General features: G+C 65.3%; 15 protein-coding genes and 1 pseudogene. 7 read left to right on the forward strand and 9 right to left on the reverse strand.

All coding sequences use genetic code 11. From position 1 onward, the window contains the following. Positions 1-198 precede the first annotated feature (198 nt). Together N2602_RS01855 and N2602_RS01860 are read left to right on the forward strand one after the other, a co-directional pair. On the forward strand, positions 199-1,263 hold the full coding sequence (locus N2602_RS01855; protein WP_260381577.1) for an MBL fold metallo-hydrolase: 1,065 nt from the start codon (positions 199-201) through the stop codon (positions 1,261-1,263). Positions 1,264-1,439: 176 nt separating this feature from the next. Further along, entirely contained in the window at positions 1,440-1,850 is a 411-nt protein-coding gene (locus N2602_RS01860) for a hypothetical protein (protein ID WP_260381578.1), read from the forward strand. 33 nt (positions 1,851-1,883) lie between these two features. On the opposite strand, the gene N2602_RS01865 is transcribed toward N2602_RS01860, so the two are convergent. Both N2602_RS01865 and N2602_RS01870 read right to left on the reverse strand, forming a co-directional pair. Next, positions 1,884-2,585, reverse strand: coding sequence for an SIMPL domain-containing protein (locus N2602_RS01865; RefSeq protein ID WP_260381579.1), 702 nt, complete (start codon positions 2,583-2,585; stop codon positions 1,884-1,886). Between the two features lie 5 nt (positions 2,586-2,590). Continuing rightward, positions 2,591-3,357 (reverse strand): annotated as a pseudogene (locus N2602_RS01870) (GyrI-like domain-containing protein). Positions 3,358-3,602: 245 nt separating this feature from the next. Here N2602_RS01870 and dapF point away from each other — a divergent pair. Both dapF and mtaB read left to right on the forward strand, forming a co-directional pair. Beyond that, entirely contained in the window at positions 3,603-4,478 is an 876-nt protein-coding gene (gene dapF / locus N2602_RS01875) for a diaminopimelate epimerase (protein ID WP_260381580.1), read from the forward strand. Further along, positions 4,478-5,731, forward strand: coding sequence for a tRNA (N(6)-L-threonylcarbamoyladenosine(37)-C(2))-methylthiotransferase MtaB (mtaB, locus tag N2602_RS01880; protein ID WP_260381581.1), 1,254 nt, complete (start codon positions 4,478-4,480; stop codon positions 5,729-5,731). Before dapF ends, mtaB begins: the two co-directional genes overlap by 1 nt. Before the next feature lie 38 nt (positions 5,732-5,769). Here the strand turns inward: mtaB and N2602_RS01885 are convergent, their stop codons facing one another. Both N2602_RS01885 and N2602_RS01890 read right to left on the reverse strand, forming a co-directional pair. Then, positions 5,770-6,879, reverse strand: a complete 1,110-nt coding sequence (locus N2602_RS01885; RefSeq protein ID WP_260383821.1) for a DUF2336 domain-containing protein — start codon at positions 6,877-6,879, stop codon at positions 5,770-5,772. 232 nt (positions 6,880-7,111) lie between these two features. After that, complete coding sequence (locus tag N2602_RS01890; protein WP_172789712.1) at positions 7,112-7,813, reverse strand: RluA family pseudouridine synthase; 702 nt, start codon at positions 7,811-7,813, stop codon at positions 7,112-7,114. Positions 7,814-7,870: 57 nt separating this feature from the next. Between N2602_RS01890 and ftsY the strand changes: the two genes are divergently transcribed. Both ftsY and N2602_RS01900 read left to right on the forward strand, forming a co-directional pair. Then, positions 7,871-8,815, forward strand: a complete 945-nt coding sequence (ftsY, locus tag N2602_RS01895; protein ID WP_260381582.1) for a signal recognition particle-docking protein FtsY — start codon at positions 7,871-7,873, stop codon at positions 8,813-8,815. A 122-nt stretch (positions 8,816-8,937) separates the two neighbouring features. Next, positions 8,938-9,540, forward strand: coding sequence for a septation protein A (locus N2602_RS01900; RefSeq protein ID WP_172789710.1), 603 nt, complete (start codon positions 8,938-8,940; stop codon positions 9,538-9,540). A 138-nt stretch (positions 9,541-9,678) separates the two neighbouring features. On the opposite strand, the gene N2602_RS01905 is transcribed toward N2602_RS01900, so the two are convergent. From N2602_RS01905 to ccmA, 5 genes are all read right to left on the reverse strand, one after another. Next, positions 9,679-10,269 (reverse strand): DsbE family thiol:disulfide interchange protein, encoded by a 591-nt coding sequence (locus N2602_RS01905; protein ID WP_260381583.1) that lies wholly within the window; start codon positions 10,267-10,269, stop codon positions 9,679-9,681. Continuing rightward, a complete protein-coding gene (gene ccmD, locus N2602_RS01910) occupies positions 10,266-10,451 on the reverse strand; it encodes a heme exporter protein CcmD (RefSeq protein WP_172789708.1) in 186 nt (61 codons plus the stop codon). Before ccmD ends, N2602_RS01905 begins: the two co-directional genes overlap by 4 nt. Further along, positions 10,448-11,239: a heme ABC transporter permease gene (locus tag N2602_RS01915; protein WP_172789707.1), complete on the reverse strand. Its 792-nt coding sequence runs from the start codon at positions 11,237-11,239 to the stop codon at positions 10,448-10,450. Before N2602_RS01915 ends, ccmD begins: the two co-directional genes overlap by 4 nt. A gap of 91 nt (positions 11,240-11,330) precedes the next feature. Beyond that, the gene (gene ccmB, locus N2602_RS01920; RefSeq protein ID WP_172789706.1) at positions 11,331-11,999 is read right to left on the reverse strand and encodes a heme exporter protein CcmB; all 669 of its coding nucleotides are present in this window, start codon (positions 11,997-11,999) and stop codon (positions 11,331-11,333) included. Between the two features lie 77 nt (positions 12,000-12,076). Continuing rightward, complete coding sequence (gene ccmA / locus N2602_RS01925; RefSeq protein ID WP_260383822.1) at positions 12,077-12,679, reverse strand: heme ABC exporter ATP-binding protein CcmA; 603 nt, start codon at positions 12,677-12,679, stop codon at positions 12,077-12,079. Positions 12,680-12,920: 241 nt separating this feature from the next. Between ccmA and acnA the strand changes: the two genes are divergently transcribed. Continuing rightward, a complete protein-coding gene (acnA, locus tag N2602_RS01930) occupies positions 12,921-15,641 on the forward strand; it encodes an aconitate hydratase AcnA (RefSeq protein ID WP_260381584.1) in 2,721 nt (906 codons plus the stop codon). The last annotated feature ends 70 nt before the right edge of the window (positions 15,642-15,711 follow it).

Genomic DNA, 15,711 nt, shown 5'->3' on the forward strand with positions numbered 1-15,711 from the left:
AAAAGAAAGCCTTTCCGAGAAAGTGGCGGGGTTAAACGCCGCTCCCGCTCAAAAGTCAAGGAAAGTTAGGGTGCCGGCTCGCCCTTGGTAAGGCAAGGTTTTGAAAACGTGATCCTTTTGTCGCGGGTTCCTTTTCCGCCAGCCCCGCCCATATAGGCGGTGATGTCTTACCCTTCCGACCATTCCTAGAAGCCCGCCGTGCCGATCACCCGCCGCCGCCTTTTCAGATTGCTTGCCGGAGCCGGCGCGCTGGTCGGCGTCCCCTCGCTCTGGATGTCCCGCATGAAAACCTATGACGGTCCCGCCTCCGACCATTTCGACGGCCTGACCTTCTTCGATCCGGACGGATCGCCGCCGAAATCGCTGCGCGAGGTGCTGCGCTGGCAGTTCAGCGGCAAGCGGCGGCGGGCGACCTGGCCGGATTGGGTGCCCAGCCCCCATGCCGACACCCCGCCGGCGCGTGTCGATGGCGATAAGGTGCGGCTCTCCTTCGTCGGCCACGCCAGCTGGCTGATCCAGGTCGGCGGCCTCAACATCCTGGTCGATCCGGTCTGGTCGGAGCGAGTCTCGCCGGTCGCCTGGGCCGGGCCGAAGCGGCACAACGACCCAGGCATCGCCTTCGAGAAGCTGCCGAAGATCGACGTCGTGCTGGTCTCGCACGGCCACTACGACCATCTCGACATCGCGACGCTGTCGCGGCTCACCAAGAATTTCGCCCCGCGCATCGTCACCCCGCTCGGCAACGACGTCACGATGCGCAGCACCGATCCCACCATCAAGGCGGAAGCGTTCGACTGGCACGACCGGGTCGAGCTCGGCGAAGGCGTCGCGGTGCATCTGGTGCCGACCCGGCACTGGACCGCGCGCGGCCTGTTCGACCGCAACAAGGCGCTGTGGGCGAGCTTTGTCCTGGAGACGCCGGCCGGGAAGATCTACGTGGTCTGCGATTCCGGCTACGGCGATGGCCGGCATTTCCGCCGCGTCGCCGAGAAGCACGGCAAGCTGCGCCTGGCGATCCTCCCGATCGGTGCCTACGAGCCGCGCTGGTTCATGCGCGACCAGCACATGAACCCGGAAGATGCCGTGAGGGCGCTGGCCGATTGCGGCGCCGAGCAAGCGCTCGGGCATCACCACGGCACGTTCCAGCTGACGGACGAAGCAATCGACGCGCCGGCCAAGGCGCTGGTGGACGCGCTGGATGCGGCGAAGATCCCGCAGGAGCGGTTCGTGGCGATGATGCCGGGGCAGGTGGTGGAGATTTAGGTCGTGTATCCATAACCCCGGCGGGGTGATGCGACGAAAGCAATCTCCGCTTTGCTCCCATGGCGACAAGTTCGTGCGGCACTGCGCCGTTGAACCAGAAGGCCCATGACGCAACAAAACACCATGGATTTCTTTCGGTCGGAAGACCTTGATTGATCAATGGATGGAGCCGGCCTGTGGGATTTTTGCTGAGAATTGCGCTTGCAACCGCTCTCGTGAGCCTTGCTCCAGCCGTCGCCCAGGCGAAGAATGCCGTTGCTTCTCCTGCCTTGCAGAAGGAATTCGATGGCTTCATCGAGAAGTTTCGCGCGGCGCTGAAGGCAAACGATCCCGCCGCCGTCGCCGCTATGACACGATTACCGTTCATGAACGACAACGCAATTCGCGACGCCGCGCAATTTGCAGCCAAGACCTATCGGACCTCGTTCACCGCGAAAAATCGCGCGTGTATCCAGCGCGGCAAGGCCGTCTACGATCGCGATGACTATAAGAACGACAGTTACTTCGTCTTCTGCGGCGAACTCATCTTCGTCTTTACCAAGACGCCGGCGGGGTTCCTTTTTACTGATATCAGCGTGAATGATTGATCAGGTGTTGCGCCGTGCCTCTTACGAAAGAGGCTACTGCCCCGCCTTGATCGCCCAGCTCACATTCACCGTCACCGTCAGCGTTTCCTCGCCCGGTGCAACGGCCGCAGGCGCCGCCATCGGAGCTGTCGCCATGCGGCCCTTGAACAGCGGCACCGGGCCGCCGCCCTCGGTGACGCTGAGCGGCGCGCCCAACGTAACGCCGGTGGCCTTGGCGTAGATCTCGGCCTTGCGGCGCGCGTCGGTCACCGCCTGCTCGCGCGCATCGTCGAGCAGCTTCGATGCCTGCGTCACCTCGAACGAGATATTGCCGATGTCGTTGGCGCCGGCGCTGACCAGCGTGTCGATGATGCCGGCCACCTTGGTCACGTCGCGGATCTTCACGGTGACACGGTTGCTGGCGCGGAAGCCGACCACGGGCGATGCCCCGGTGGATTTGTTCTGACCGTATTGCGGCTGCAGCGACAGCCGCGAGGTCTGGTAATCCTTCTCGGCGATGCCTGCGCTCTTCAGCGCCAGCAGCACCTTTCCCATCGCCGCGTTGTTGGCATCGGAGGCTTCCTTCGCCGTCTTGGCGTCGCTGGCGACACCGGCATCGATCTGCGCGAGATCGGGCGCCGCGGACACCGAGGCTTCGCCGCTCACCGAGATCGCGGAGGGAAAATCGTCGGCGCGCGCCGGCATGGCCAGCAGCGTGGTGGCAAGAACGGCGGCGAGTAGGGCAGGCTTTTTCATCAGTCTCACTTCAGCGGTACGAAAACGTTGATCACGAGCTTGTCCTCAGCGGTCTTGAGCGGATCGGTGAGGTACTCCTCGATGAAGGTGTCCTTGGCTTCCAGCCTCTTGTCGTCGAGGTGGTTGGTGATCGCCTCATAGGTGTTGTCCATGTTGTCGTAGGAGCCGCGATGGACGAATTTCAGCGCCTTGCCTTCAGGCGATTTGCCGACGCTCATGTCCTTGGGCAGGTTCTTCGGGTCCTGCTCGACCGGGATCTCGGCGAGGAAGGTGAAGCCGGTGTCGTCGGTCGAGGTGTAGACGATCATCGAATTGCCTGACGGCTTGATGCCCTGCTTGTCCAGCAGCGTGTTCAGCGCCTTGAAGGCATCGATCAGCGTGTCGAAGGCCGAGTCCCAATTGGCGGTGCCCTTGACCATCACGACCTTCTTGGACTCGAGCGTGGTCTCGAGGCCGAAGGGATCGGCGGTCTGCACCGGGGCAGGCGTCGCGGCGGCGCCCGGGGCGGGGCCGTCGGGCTGGGTGAAGCGCTGGCGGCGGGCGACGGCGTCGCCGTCGGGGACGGCGAGGCGCTGGCCGCCGGCGACGGGCTCGCCGCCGGGGCAGGCGAAGCGCTTGCGGCCGGGGCGGGTGCTGCCGACGGCGCGGGCGAAGGGCTCGCGGAGGCCGCCGGTGCGGGGCTCGGCGTCTGCGCCAGAGCCCCTGACAGCCCAAGCGACAAGGCCGCAGCCGGGATCAGCGCAGCCAAAGCGAGGCGACGAAAACTGGTCATACTGTTCTCCCCAAGGCCCCGCTTCGTCGGGGCCTGAATTCATCAAGGCCTTACCCACCAAGGCCTTAACCCGGCCGCGCGTCCCGGTTCGCGCGAACCGCGCCGTTCTAACACGCGAGCGCCGAATTCGTCCCATGACAGATGCGTCATGGCAGTCACCTTGGCCCATGTCCCGGTCCGGCGGCAAATCACTGGCCAAGCCGGCAAGGATCGCCATATAAGGCAGGCGAAATTCGGGAATTTTCATGAGCGCGCTGGCCAACCACGCATTTGCCAAGATGAACGGCATCGGCAACGAGATCGTCGTTGTCGACTTGCGCGATTCGACGGCTAAGATCACCCCCGACGACGCCCGCGCCGTGGCGTCCGCGCAGGGCGGCGTGGCCTACGACCAGCTCATGGTGCTCTCGAGGCCGCGGCTCGACGGCACCGAGGCCTTCATCAGCATCTACAACAATGACGGCTCGGAGGCCGGCGCCTGCGGCAACGGCATGCGCTGCGTCGTGCGCCGCGTCTTCGAGAAGACCGGCCAGACCACCGCGACCTTCGAGACGGCCGCCGGCCTGCTCAATGCCTGGCAGGGGCCGGCGCCCGATCTCTACACTGTTGACATGGGCGCGCCGAAATTCGGCTGGCAGGACATTCCGCTGGCGGAAGAGTTTCGCGATACCCGCTACATCGAATTGCAGATCGGGCCGATCGACAATCCGATCCTGCATTCGCCCTCGGCGGTGAGCATGGGCAATCCGCACGCCGTGTTCTGGGTCGAGGACGTCAACGCCTACGATCTCGGCCGCTTCGGTCCGCTCTTGGAAAACCATCCGATCTTCCCCGAGCGCGCCAACATCACGCTCGCTCACATCGTCGATCGCGAGCACATCACGATTCGCACCTGGGAGCGCGGCGCCGGCCTGACCAAGGCCTGCGGGTCGGCTGCCTGTGCCACGGCGGTCGCCGCCGCGCGGCTGAAGCGTGCTGAGCGCAAGGTCGAGATCACGCTGCCCGGCGGCAAGCTCGGCATCGAATGGCGCGAGCGCGACGACCACGTGCTGATGACGGGCACCGCGACCTTCGAATATGAGGGCACCTTCGATCCGGCGCTGTTCGCGTCGGTCGCCTGATGGCCGTCGACATCGTCACCTTCGGCTGCCGCCTCAACGCCTTCGAGGCCGAGGTGATCCGCGGCAAAGCGGAAGCCGCAGGGCTTTCCGACACAATCGTCATCAACAGCTGCGCCGTCACCAACGAGGCGGTGGCGCAGGCGCGGCAGTCGATCCGCAAGCTGAAGCGCGAGCGCCCCGAGGCGCGCATCGTGGTCACCGGCTGCGCGGCGCAGACGCAGGCTGCGATGTTTGCCGATATGGCCGAAGTCGATCGCGTCGTCGGCAATGATGACAAGATGCGCGGCGAAGCGTGGCGGGAGGCACGCGATGCATTCGACATCGGTGCCAACGAGAAGATCGCCGTCAGCGACATCATGGCGGTCAAGGAGATGGCGCCGCATCTCGTCGACGGCTATGCGAGCGGCCTGCCGCGCGTGTTCGTGCAGGTGCAGAACGGCTGCGACCATCGCTGCACCTTCTGCATCATTCCGTTCGGCCGCGGCAATTCGCGCTCGGTGCCGATGGGCGCGGTGGTCGATCAAGTGCGCACCCTGGTCGAACGCGGGCATGCCGAGATCGTGCTGACCGGCGTCGATCTCACCAGCTACGGCGCGGACCTGCCCGGCGTGCCCAAGCTCGGCATGCTGACCAAGCAGATCCTGCGCCATGTGCCCGAGCTCAAGCGCCTGCGCATCTCCTCGATCGATTCGATCGAGGCGGATGACGATTTGCTCGACGCCATCGCTGAGGATGCGCGGCTGATGCCGCATCTGCATCTGTCGCTGCAGTCAGGCGACGACATGATCCTGAAGCGCATGAAGCGGCGGCACTCGCGGCACGACGCCATCGCGTTCTGCGAGCAGGTGCGCCGCCTGCGCCCCGATGTCGTCTTCGGCGCCGACATCATCGCGGGCTTCCCGACCGAGACCGAGGACATGTTCTCGCGCTCGCTCGATCTGGTCGAAGAATGCGGCCTGACCTTCCTGCACGTCTTCCCCTATTCCCCGCGGCCCGGCACGCCGGCCGCACGGATGCCGCAGGTGGCGGGGCCAGTGATCAAGGACCGCGCAAAAAGGCTGCGGGCGGCCGGTGAAGCGGCCTTGCGGCAGCGCCTGCAAGCCGAGATCGGCGCAACGCGCGAGGTGCTGATCGAGAGCGCGGGGCAGGGCCGCACGGAGCATTATCTGCCGGTGGCTGTCGTGGGCGAGCAGGTTGGAAGCATCGTGCCACGATTGATTGCCGGCGTTGATGGCGAGCGGCTTACCGCATAGCCGCTCTTTTCCCTTCTCCCACAAAGGAGAGGGAAAACCTACAGCGCCCGCACCTGCCAGAATCGCAGCGTGCGCTTGGCATTCTCCGCCGTCATTCTCGCATAATGTCCCTGCGCCCTGGCGACGTCCGCCGGCTTCATCGCGCCTGTCGCGAAACGGCATTCGAGCACGGCCATGGTCGTGTCCCAGCTCAGCTGCGCGGCCTTGCACGGCACCAGCAGACCGTCCTCGCGCAGACTCTGCATCAGCGGACGAATCACCTCGACGGTCGATCCGGACAATGCCGCCAGGGCCGCCACCGTCTCCTCATAGCGCCGCTGTCTGGCGAAGCCGAGCAATGTCGCCTCGTTGAGCTGCCCGCTCGCCTTGAGATACCCGATCGCGCGCTTGGCACCTTCGAAATCGCGGACGCTGGACATCTCGCGCTCGACGCCGACGGTGACGGCGGCGATCGCGCCCTGGATTTCCTCGAACAGATGCGGCGGTGCGCGCGACAGCAGGCGGGTGCGTACGGCATCGGTCGCCGAGCGCAGCAATTGGCGGCGCAGCTCCGATGGCAGATCGACGCGGACGCCGACGCCGACCGCGAGCTCCGGATCGCTTTCGGCCTGGCCGACGATGATGGCAAACCCTTTTCCGGAGACGCGCGCGCCGGGATTGGCGGCGAGCCGCCGGCTGACGCTGGGATAGCGGCGCGCCAGCAGCGCGTCGGTGACGATCTCCTTCAGCCACCAGCGGCCGGCGACCGCGAGCAGATGCGGCTCGCCCTTGCTGGAGGCGATCTTCACCAGCTCGCCGTCGTCGAGCCGCGCGGATTCCTGCAGCACGGGGCCGGCGATGCGGATCTCGTCATTGTTGGCGAGGCGGCGGATCACCGACGGCGGCGCCTGCGCGATCGGCGCCAGCTGAGCGCTGATCTCGGCCAGGGCGACGCGTGCTGCCACATCGGCGATGGCGCGCAGCTCGATCGTGCCGATCAGGCGCTCGAGCACCTCGTCGAACAGCGCGATCTGCTCGTCGTCGAAATTGCCGGCGGAGGAGAGGAACAGCTCGGTGACGCGCCGCGCCGTCGCCAGGCCCTTTTCCGGCGAGCCGATCCGAAGTGCGGATTCGACCTCGTCGATGATCGATAGCCCGGCCTTGGTCATCACGCGCGGCTCGTCCTGAGCGGTTACGGAAGCTTTTTCTAAGCAACCGTTATCATTAGAGGTGAGCCCTGAACGTTTCGTAAACCATGGCGCGGTAGCCGGGCACGGCTCCGCTCCTCATCCTGAGGAGCCCGCAAAGCGGGCGTCTCGAAGGATTTGGCCGCGGGCGAGATGCGGGCCTTTCATGGATCGAGACGGCGCTAGCGCGCCTCCTCACCATGAGGGTCGACACCTATTCCCCATTCCACCCGCAGGCCCGGAGCTTCTCATGCATGTGCGGCGGGGCCGGCGCCACCACGCGGATCGGCTCCTTGTTCCGGGAGATCGGCACCACGATCTCGCGCGAATGCAGGTGCAGGCGCGGCTCGCCGAAGCGCGGGCCGTTGCCGTAAATGTTGTCGCCGAAGATCGGCCATCCGGTCGCCGACGAATGCACGCGCAATTGATGGGTGCGGCCGGTGACGGGTTCCATGGCAAGCCAGGCGAAACCGTCGCCCCGACCCAACACCTTCCAGTTGGTGATGGCCTTCTGGCCGTCGGGATCCGGCTTCTGCCACCAGCCGCGTTCGGCATTGAGCCGGCCGAGCGGCATGTCGATGATGCCCTCATCTTCAGCAGGGCCGCCTTCGACCACGGTCCAGTAGGTCTTGCCGATCTTGCCGTGCTTGAACAAAAGGCCCAGCGATGCCGTCGCCTTGCGGTGGCGGCCGAGCACGAGGCAACCCGAGGTATCCTTGTCCAGCCGGTGGGCCAGCACCGGCGGCCGCGGCAGGCCGAAACGCAGCGCGTCGAAGGAATCCTCCAGATTGGGGCCACCCTTGGGGCCGCGATGCACCGGCAGGCCGGCCGGCTTGTCGATGACCAGCATCAGCCCGTCGCGATGGAGCACGCGGGCCAGGATCTCATCGGCGGTCAATTGGGGAACATCGAGCAATTGCAGGACTTTCGGTCAAGGCTTTCGTTTACGGGCCGGAACGGCTAACACGCCATCATGAACGATACCACGTCAGATCCCCCCAAGCTGAGCTGGTGGCGCCGCCTGTCCAACGGGCTGAAGCGCACCTCGTCCTCGCTCGGGACCGCGGTCGCCGACCTCGTCACCAAGCGCAAGCTCGACCGCGCCATGCTCGACGACATCGAGGACGTGCTGCTGCGCGCCGACCTCGGCACCTCCGTCGCGGTGCGGATCGCGGACGCGGTCGGCACGGGGCGCTACGACAAGGCGATCTCGGCGGACGAGGTCAAGGACGTCGTCGCGACCGAGGTCGAGAAGGTGCTGTCGCCGGTGGCAAAGCCGCTCGTGATCGATGCGGCCAAAAAACCGTTCGTCATTCTCGTCGTCGGCGTCAACGGCTCCGGCAAGACCACCACCATCGGAAAGCTCTCGCAGAAATTCGCCTCCGAAGGCCGCAAGGTGATGCTGGCCGCCGGCGATACGTTTCGCGCCGCGGCCATCGAGCAGCTCAAGGTCTGGGGCGAGCGGACCAAGACGCCGGTCATCGCGGGCGCGCAGGGCTCGGATTCGGCGAGCCTTGCCTTCAACGCGCTCACCGCGGCGAAGGAGCAGGGCATCGACGTGCTGCTGATTGACACTGCCGGCCGCTTACAGAACAAGGCCGAGCTGATGAACGAGCTCGAGAAAGTCGTGCGCGTGATCCGCAAGGTGGATGACACTGCGCCGCATGCCGTGCTGCTGGTGCTGGATGCGACCGTCGGCCAGAATGCGCTGTCGCAGGTCGAGGCCTTCCATCGCACCGCCGGGGTCACCGGCCTCGTGATGACCAAGCTCGACGGCACCGCGCGCGGCGGCATCCTGGTGGCGCTCGCCGAGAAATTCAAGCTGCCGGTGCACTTCATCGGCGTCGGCGAAGGCGTCGACGATCTCGCGCCCTTCACCGCGCGCGACTTCGCCCGCGCCATCGCCGGAATCGAATAGCTTCATCCTTCGAGACGCCGCTTGCGCGGCTCCTCAGGATGAGGTCGTGCCACATAAGAGGTCCTCATCCTGAGGAGACCGCGAAGCGGTCGTCTCGAAGGATGGGAGAGACGGAAGAGAGAATGGACAAGACCCAGCCGCATCCGCTGTTCAAGCTCGCGACCGAGCTCGGTCCGCTGCTCGTATTCTTCTTCGTCAACGCGAAGTTCAATCTGTTCGCCGCGACCGGCGCCTTCATGGTCGCGATCGTGGCGGCGATGGCCGCCTCCTACATGGTGACGCGCCACATCCCGATCATGGCGATCGTCACGGGTGTGATCGTGCTGGTGTTCGGCACCCTGACGCTGGTGCTGCATGATGAGACCTTCATCAAGGTCAAGCCGACCATCATCTACGGCCTGTTCGCCGCGATCCTCGGCGGCGGCCTGTTGTTCGGCCGCTCCTTCATCGCCGTGATGTTCGATCAGGTGTTCAACCTGACCCCGCAGGGCTGGCGCATCCTCACCTTGCGCTGGGCGCTGTTCTTCGCCGGCATGGCGGTGCTGAACGAGATCGTCTGGCGCACCCAGAGCACGGATTTCTGGGTGAACTTCAAGGTGTTCGGCGTCACCCCGATCACGATGATCTTCGCCATCGCCCAGATGCCGCTGACCAAGCGCTATCACCTCGCGCCGGTCTCGCTGGAAAGAAGCGAGGCCGAGGCGGGCGATGTGAGCAAGGGGTAACGGTCTCTCCGCTCGTCATTGCGAGCGAAGCGAAGCAATCCAGAATGTCTGTGCGGAGGGACTCTGGATTGCTTCGTCGCACCAGCGCAAAATTGCTTCGCAATTTTGTCGCGGGGCTCCTCGCAATGAGGGTCTTGGCTAAGACCCCTTCAGCGCCTTCTCCATCTGCGGCATCAACACCGTCCGCAGATTGTCCGGCGTGATCGGACCGACCAGCTTAAAGACGATGGTGCCCTCGCGCCCGACGACGAAAGTCTCCGGCACGCCGTAGACGCCCCATTCGATCGAGGCGCGGCCGTTGGCGTCCACGCCGACATGGCCGAACGGGTTGCCGTGGCGGCCGAGGAAGCGCCGCGCATTGTCGGCGGCGTCCTTGTAGTTGATGCCGACGAGCTGGAAGCGCTTGTCCTTGGCGAGCTCGGTCAGGAGCGGCGCTTCGTCGTGGCACGGCACGCACCAGGACGCCCAGACATTGACGAGGCTGACCTTGCCCTTGAAGGCGGCGGGATCGAGCCCCGGCACCTGCGTGCCGTTGTCCTGCAACCCCTCGATCGGCGGCAGCACGGTCTGCGGCGCGGGGCGGCCGATCAGCGCGGAGGGAATCCGCGAGGGATCGCCGCTGCCGAGCCGGAACCAGAACAGAAGCGCAAGGCCGATGAAGGCGATCAGCGGCAGCACCACCAGGAAGGTGCGGCGCTGCGGCGGAGCGGAGGCAGGTTGATCGCTCATCGCGGCTCCGTCGCGCTGCGGCCCGACCGACGGGTGATGCCGCGCTGCTCCAGCTCGCGCAGGCGCTGCGTCTGGCTGCGATAATCGAGTATGACCCAGCCGATCAGGATCACGATCACGAGGGCGGCAGCGGCATAAGAGGTCACGATGAAGGAGGCGTAGGGACCGAGCGACATCGTCATGCAGCCCCAGCTTCTTTTGACGCATTGTCTTCACGCGAGCCGGATGCCACCTCGCTCGAAAACGCGATGCGACTCGCCTGCATCATCTGCAGCGAGCGGACACGGCGGCGCAAAATCTCGTTGCGCATCGCGGCCAGGTGCAGCGTGACGAACAGCAGCGTGAAGGCGATCGCCATCACCAGCAGCGGAATCAGGAACGATTTGTCCAGCGCCGAGCCGCCCATGCGCATCACCGAGGCGGGCTGGTGCAGCGTGTTCCACCAATCGACCGAGAACTTGATGATCGGCAAGTTGATCGCGCCGACCAGCGTCAGCACCGCAGCGGCGCGCGCCGCGCGCGAGGGATCGTCGACCGCGCGCCACAGCGCCATCAGGCCGAGATACATCAGGAACAGGATCAGCACCGAGGTCAGCCGCGCGTCCCATTCCCAATAGGTGCCCCACATCGGCCGACCCCACAGCGAGCCCGTGAGCAGCGCGAGGAAGGTGAAGGCGGCGCCGATGGGCGCTGCGGCCTTGGCGGCGACGTCGGCGAGCGGATGCCGCCACACCAGCGTGCCCAATGATGCGATGCTCATCACGCCCCACACGAACATCGACAGCCAGGCATTGGGCACGTGGATGAACATGATCTTCACGGTCGCGCCCTGCTGATAGTCGTCCGGCGCGTAGGCGGCCTGATAAAGACCGATCGTGAGCAGGATGATTGTCGCGGCCGCCAGCCACGGCAACACCCGCGCTGTCAGCGCGAGGAACCGCGTGGGGTTGGCGAGGTCGATCAGCGTCATGGTATCCTGATAATCACCGGGGGCCGCTCAGGCAATCAGCACGAAAGCCCGTGGCGAAAGTTGATCGGGGTCAAGGTTGGTCCGACCGATCTCAATCGAGACCATGGCGCAGGCTCGCCGCCGCCGCGAACGGGCCGATCACGAGGCTGACCAGCGACAGCGCGCACAAGATCGAGAACGGCGCGCCGAAGGTCATGGGACCGACGATCACCGCCTGAGAGGCCGCAACGCCGAAAATCAGCACGGGAATCGACAGCGGCAGCACCAGGACGGCCATCAACAGCCCGCCGCGATGCAGCGTCACCGCGAGCGCTGCGCCGATCATGCCGGTGAAGGTCAGGGCCGGGGTGCCCGCCAGCAGCGTCAGCGCCACCGCCGCCGTGGCGACCATGTCGAGGTTGAGCAACAGGCCGAGCACGGGGGTTGCGACAATCAGCGGCAGGCCGGCGGCGAGCCAATGCGCCAGCGCCTTGGCGGCGCAAGCGAGTTCCAACGGCGTCCGGCTCATCGTGATCAGGTCGAGCGAGCCGTCCTCATGGTCGGCCATGAACAGCCGGTCCAGGGTCAGCAGGCTCGCCAGCAGCGCGCCAAGCCAGAGAATGGCCGGGCCCAGCCGCGACAGCAGCGCCAGATCCGGCCCGACCGCGAACGGCATCAGCACCACCACGGTCAGAAAGAACAAGACGCCAATCAAGGCTCCGCCGCCGACGCGGAGCGCGATGCGGATGTCCCGGCGGATGAGGGCGGCGAGGGCGGTCATGGGGCCTCGGACCCCACAGGGGGAGGGTAGGGAGAGCACGGCGCCCAGCCGCTCGGAAAGCTGAGGGTGCATCGGAATCATGCCGCACCCCCGATCCGCAGCTCTCGCGAATCGACGCCGAGCGGCGAATGGGTCGCCGCGACGATCATGCCGCCGCCAGCCAGGTGCTCCCGCATCAATCCGGAAAACATGTCCTGACCGGCGACGTCCAGCGCGTTGGTCGGCTCGTCCAAGAGCCAGACCGGGCGGCGGACGGTCAGCAGCCGGGCCAGCGAGAGCCGGCGGCGCTGTCCCGCGGACAGGAATCCGGCGGGCAAATGGGTGGCGTGGTCGAGGCCGACCTTGGCGAGGCTGTCAGCCGCATCGAAACGCTCTCCTCCAAGAAAATCAGCCCAAAACGTCAGGTTTTCGGCAACGCTCAGCGCCGGCTTCAGGGCATCGCGATGGCCGAGATAGTGGCACTGCTCCGCCAGGGTCAGCTCGCCATCGCCCCCGTCCAGCGCGATCGTCCCGCCTGCGGGAACGAGCAGGCCCGCGATCAGCCGCAGCAGCGAGGTCTTGCCCGATCCATTGCGGCCGACGACCGCGACGGCCTCGCCCGAGACGGCCGCGAAATCGAGCCCGGCGAACACCTCGCGTCCGCCGCGCACGCATCTCAGCCCGTGACTGGACAGCTGCATGTCGCCCTGGTTCAATCCGCTCACAGCCGGGCCTCAGGAAATCTTGGGGTAGCGCATGGGAATTTTTGGCTCGCGGATTGCTGCAGCACGATAGTGGCTGTGGCGGCGCGGTTAGAAAGCTTCTATAAGCCCGGAACTACTTGATGCAGCAACTCAACCTGCCCCTGCAAGCGGCCCAGCCTGATACGCTGACGGTGTTAAAATACCCTGCCGGGTATAACTAACAATTGGGATCTCCTACATGACCTCGCTCGACAGCTTCAAATGCAAAAAGACCCTCAAGGTCGGCGCCAAGACCTATGTCTATTACAGCCTGCCTACCGCCGAGAAGAATGGTCTGAAGGGAATTTCCAAACTTCCCTATTCGATGAAGGTCCTGCTCGAGAATTTGCTGCGCAACGAGGACGGCCGCTCGGTCAAGAAGGAAGACATCGTCGCGGTGTCGAAATGGCTGCGCAAGAAGTCGCTGGAGCATGAGATCGCCTTCCGCCCGGCGCGCGTCTTGATGCAGGACTTCACCGGCGTGCCCGCGGTGGTCGACCTCGCCGCGATGCGCAACGCGATGCAGAAGCTCGGCGGCGATGCCGAGAAGATCAATCCGCTGGTGCCGGTCGATCTCGTCATCGACCACTCCGTGATCGTGAACTTCTTCGGCGACAACAAGGCCTTCGGCAAGAACGTCACCGAGGAATACAAGCAGAACCAGGAGCGCTACGAGTTCCTGAAGTGGGGCCAGAAGGCGTTCTCGAACTTCTCCGTCGTGCCGCCCGGCACCGGCATCTGCCACCAGGTCAACCTCGAATATCTGGCCCAGACGGTCTGGACCAAGAAGGAGAAGATGACGGTCGGCAAGAAGACCGGCACCTTCGAGGTCGCCTATCCCGATTCGCTGGTCGGCACGGATTCGCACACCACCATGGTCAACGGTCTTGCCGTGCTCGGCTGGGGCGTCGGCGGCATCGAGGCGGAAGCCTGCATGCTCGGCCAGCCGCTGTCGATGCTGCTGCCCAATGTCGTCGGCTTCAAGCTGAAGGGCGCGCTGAAGGAAGGCGTCACCGCGACCGACCTCGTGCTCACGGTGACGCAGATGCTGCGCAAGCTCGGCGTGGTCGGCAAGTTCGTCGAGTTCTTCGGCCCCGGCCTCGACCACCTCTCGGTCGCCGACAAGGCGACGATCGCCAACATGGCGCCCGAATACGGCGCGACCTGCGGCTTCTTCCCGGTCGATGCCGCCGCGCTCGATTACCTCAAGACCTCCGGCCGTGCCTCCGCCCGCGTTGCGCTGGTCCAAGCCTATGCCAAGGCGCAGGGCCTGTTCCGCACCGCCAAGTCGCCCGACCCCGTGTTCACGGAGACGCTGACCCTGGATCTCGGCGACGTCGTGCCGTCGATGGCCGGTCCGAAGCGTCCCGAAGGCCGCATCGCGCTGCCCACCGTCGCGGACGGCTTCTCGCTCGCGCTCGCCAGCGAGTACAAGAAGGCCGAGGAGTCGGCCAAGCGCTTCCCGGTCGAAGGCAAGAACTTCGATATCGGCCATGGCGACGTCGTGATCGCCGCGATCACCTCCTGCACCAACACGTCGAACCCGAGCGTCCTGATCGGCGCCGGCCTGCTCGCGCGCAATGCGGCCGCGAAGGGCCTCAAGGCCAAGCCGTGGGTGAAGACCTCGCTCGCCCCCGGCAGCCAGGTCGTCGCGGAATATCTCGCCAATTCCGGTCTGCAGCCCGATCTCGACAAGGTCGGCTTCAATCTGGTCGGCTTCGGCTGCACCACTTGCATCGGCAATTCCGGTCCGCTGCCCGAGGAGATCTCGAAGTCGATCAACGACAACGGCGTCGTCGCGGCCGCCGTGCTCTCCGGCAATCGCAACTTCGAAGGCCGCGTCTCGCCGGACGTGCAGGCGAACTACCTGGCCTCGCCGCCGCTGGTGGTCGCCTATGCGCTCGCCGGCAGCGTCACCAAGAATCTCGCCACCGAGCCGCTCGGCGAGGGTAAGGACGGCAAGCCGGTGTACCTGAAGGACATCTGGCCGACGACCAAGGAGATCAACGCCTTCATGAAGAAGTTCGTGACCGCGTCGATCTTCAAGAAGAAGTACGCCGACGTGTTCAAGGGCGACACCAACTGGCGCAAGATCAAGACGGTCGAAAGCGAGACCTATCGCTGGAACATGTCCTCGACCTATGTGCAGAACCCGCCTTACTTCGATGGCATGAAGAAGGAGCCGGAGCCGGTCACCGACATCGTCGAGGCGCGCATCCTCGCCATGTTCGGCGACAAGATCACGACCGACCACATCTCGCCGGCCGGCTCGATCAAGCTCACCTCGCCAGCCGGGAAATATCTCAGCGAGCACCAGGTGCGTCCGGCCGACTTCAATCAGTACGGCACGCGCCGCGGCAACCATGAAGTGATGATGCGCGGCACCTTCGCCAACATCCGCATCAAGAACTTCATGCTGAAGGGCGCCGATGGCAACATCCCCGAGGGCGGCCTGACGAAGCACTGGCCCGACGGCGAGCAGATGTCGATCTACGACGCCGCGATGAAGTACCAGGAAGAGAAGGTGCCGCTGGTGGTGTTCGCCGGCGCCGAATACGGCAACGGCTCCTCGCGGGACTGGGCCGCCAAGGGCACGCGCCTGCTCGGCGTGCGCGCCGTGATCTGCCAGAGCTTCGAGCGCATCCACCGCTCCAACCTGGTCGGCATGGGCGTGCTGCCGCTGACCTTCGAGGAAGGCACCTCCTGGTCGTCGCTGGGCCTCAAGGGCGACGAGAAGGTCACGCTGCGTGGCCTCGTCGGCGACCTCAAGCCGCGCCAGAAGCTGACCGCGGAGATCGTCTCCGGCGACGGTTCGCTGCAGCGCGTTTCGCTGCTCTGCCGCATCGATACGCTGGACGAGCTCGACTACTACCGCAACGGCGGCATCCTGCACTACGTGCTGCGCAAGCTCGCGGCGTAAGCGCGGATTTGTGAACGATGGCTCACTGCGAAGTGAGTAGAAGCCTTAACGAAGGCGGCCTATCAAAGGC

Source organism: Bradyrhizobium sp. NC92 (assembly GCF_025200865.1).
GTDB lineage: Bacteria > Pseudomonadota > Alphaproteobacteria > Rhizobiales > Xanthobacteraceae > Bradyrhizobium.